Source organism: Sphingobacterium sp. UBA7253 (assembly GCF_002472745.1).
Classification (GTDB): Bacteria; Bacteroidota; Bacteroidia; order Sphingobacteriales; family Sphingobacteriaceae; genus Sphingobacterium; species Sphingobacterium siyangense.
On record NZ_DKSP01000013.1, the window covers coordinates 1 to 2688 of the forward strand.

The window sequence follows — 2688 nt, forward strand, 5'->3', positions numbered from 1 at the left end:
ATTTGTGCTAATATATTTAGTTTACAATGAAACGGTCCGGCATTGCAGATCTCCCATTACACTATGGAAAAGTACCAGCGTGGCTTTACGAACGTATGGCTTCTCTAGGTCGTTCAATAGTTGAAGTTATACTCATGGATTATGGTAAAGATGAAGTTTTAAGAAGACTGGCGGATCCATTCTGGTTTCAGAGTTTTGGTGCCGTTCTCGGGATGGATTGGCATTCTTCGGGGATCACAACGGCTGTTATGGGAGCATTAAAACGCGCTATTAATCCAGATGCGAAGTCGCTGGGGCTTTATATCTGTGGGGGGAAAGGCAAGTTGTCTATGCAGACTCCACAGGAGCTACTTCGGTTGTCAGATCGAATTGGGTTGGATGGCAACGGCTTGATTCGCAGCAGTAAGCTTGTCGCTAAAGTGGATAACACAGCCATTCAAGATGGTTACCAACTGTATTTACATAATTTTATCGTAACAGATCAGGGAAATTGGTCTGTTGTCCAACAAGGTATGCATGAAAAGGACGGTACTGCTCGTCGCTACCATTGGCATTCTGAAAAGGTAAAATCGTTCGTTGAAGAACCTCATGCTGGTATCAGTGGGCCTTCGCAAGGTATAATCCTCAACTTGACAGCTGCAGAAGCGGCAGCCAATAGAGCAGGTATCATGACTATAGTGGGAGAGGATTCAAGTAAAGTAATGCAAGATTTCGCTAAACTTATTATGCCAGCTCATCACGATGTACGTGCTTCGGATGTTGACTTGAAAAGATTGGGAGCGATGTTGTACGTCGCCCGAGAAAGTCAACCAAGCCATTTTGAAGATCTGCTGCTGTTAAAAGGAGTTGGCCCCCGCACGTTACAGTCATTGGCCTTGGTTAGTGAGGTGATCCACGGTGCGCCTTCACGGTTCAACGACCCCGCTCGATTTTCCTTTGCTCATGGAGGAAAAGATGGACATCCTTTTCCGGTTCCATTGACCATTTACGATGAGAGCATTCAGATTTTACAAAAAGGTGTTGAAAAATCTAAACTGGGTTATGGTGAAAAGTTAAAATCAATCAACAAGTTGCACCAGATCGTCCTGGATAGCGAAAAAGATTTTCAGCCACAGTTTGATATTCAGCAAATTATAGCAGAGGAACGAAGGGATTCTTGGAAGTATGGAGGCAGGACAGTCTTTGGAGATGCAGCACCTTTGCGAACAAATGGACGGGGTTTGCAATTATCACTTTTCTAGCGGAAATCTGTGGATTGTAATTGTTTTGTTAAAATGTGTTAAAGATGGTTAAAATTATTTGTACGCTAGTATATTTGCTCCGCAATGAAAGCGGTTATTACCATACTCCTTTTCCTATGCTTCTTATTTATCAGAAGCAGTAATAGCCATGCTGTGCTCATTGAATCCGATCGACCAGCTGTCAGTTTTATGTATCAGCATAATCATGCCGACGTGCAGAAGTATATTGATGCATCGGTTAATCACATCGATCCGCTATTTTATGGTAATATACACAGTGATAATCCCGTTATAGAGGAGTTTGATGCCGAGAATTTTCAATTGACCAAGGATTTGCAGGTAACGTCTCAATTTGTTGCGCTGCTGCTTTTTGCAATTGTCCTTTTTGTTTTTGTTTTTCGATTTGCAAAGAAGATTCCTTTTCGCAATTTCATAGCCTATCTTTTCCCTCAAAGATACGTTCTTCAACAAAACTGGAGAATTTAAAATATACCCTTCGAAATTTCATATGCTTTGGTGGATATCCTAAGGGATGCTCCATTGCGTTGTAATCGATTTGTACAATCTATTAACAAGTCGAAACGGCCATAAACCAAAATAGAGGTTATTTCACCAACCAGCACAACAAACAATCAAACTTATTTTTTTAATTAGACGCTTACAAATGAAAAGAGTATTTATGCTCGCTAGTTTGGCTATTAGCTTATGCCAAATCGGGTGTACTTCCAAAAAGGAAGAAAAGGAAGAAAAAGAGAAATTTACAGCGACCTCTCCGGTACAAATGGATACAACTATCCGTAAGGATTTTGTCTCCCAGATTAGATCTTTCCGAAATATTGAGCTTCGGGCTCAAGAGAAAGGCTATCTTGAGCAGATTTTCGTGGACGAAGGACAATTTGTCCATAAAGGGCAACTCCTTTTTCGGATTATGCCGAAGATGTATGAGGCCGAATACCGCAAATCTTCTGCAGAAGTTAATGTAGCAGAAATTGAAGTTCAAAATACAAAAACATTAGCTGATAAAAATGTTGTATCGCCCAACGAACTCGCTATGGCTAAAGCGAAGCTTGAGCAAGCCAAAGCTGCGGCAGCGATTGCAAAATTACATCTCTCCTTTACAGAAATCAGGGCACCTTTTGACGGAACCATTGATCGGATTCCATTGAAATTGGGAAGTTTGGTGGATGAAGGTGAATTATTGACAAGTCTGTCCGATAATAGTGAGATGTTGGTTTATTTCAATGTTTCCGAACCAGAATATTTAAGTTATCAAACTAACGTTAGTAAACGCGGGGATACCCATGTGGGCCTGTTACTTGCCAATAATGAGCTATTTGCTCAAAATGGTCTTGTAGAGACCATAGAAAGTGAATTTAACAGTGAAACAGGAAATATTGCTTTTAGAGCGAAATTTCCCAACCCAAACCCACTTGCGTCCTAAACGTTT

The 2688-nt window shown here is 41.0% G+C and carries 3 protein-coding genes; all 3 read left to right on the forward strand.

What is annotated here, in order from left to right:
- Window positions 1–26 precede the first annotated feature (26 nt).
- The 3 genes from B2X72_RS00795 to B2X72_RS00805 all read left to right on the forward strand — a co-directional run bounded on the left by B2X72_RS00795 (window position 27) and on the right by B2X72_RS00805 (window position 2682).
- Window positions 27–1241 carry a DUF763 domain-containing protein gene (locus B2X72_RS00795; protein ID WP_088161597.1) on the forward strand — a complete coding sequence of 405 codons (1215 nt, stop codon included), beginning with the start codon at window positions 27–29 and terminating at the stop codon, window positions 1239–1241.
- A gap of 84 nt (window positions 1242–1325) precedes the next feature.
- Window positions 1326–1727: a hypothetical protein gene (locus B2X72_RS00800; protein WP_145326754.1), complete on the forward strand. Its 402-nt coding sequence runs from the start codon at window positions 1326–1328 to the stop codon at window positions 1725–1727.
- A 178-nt stretch (window positions 1728–1905) separates the two neighbouring features.
- Entirely contained in the window at window positions 1906–2682 is a 777-nt protein-coding gene (locus B2X72_RS00805) for an efflux RND transporter periplasmic adaptor subunit (RefSeq protein WP_286848066.1), read from the forward strand.
- The last annotated feature ends 6 nt before the right edge of the window (window positions 2683–2688 follow it).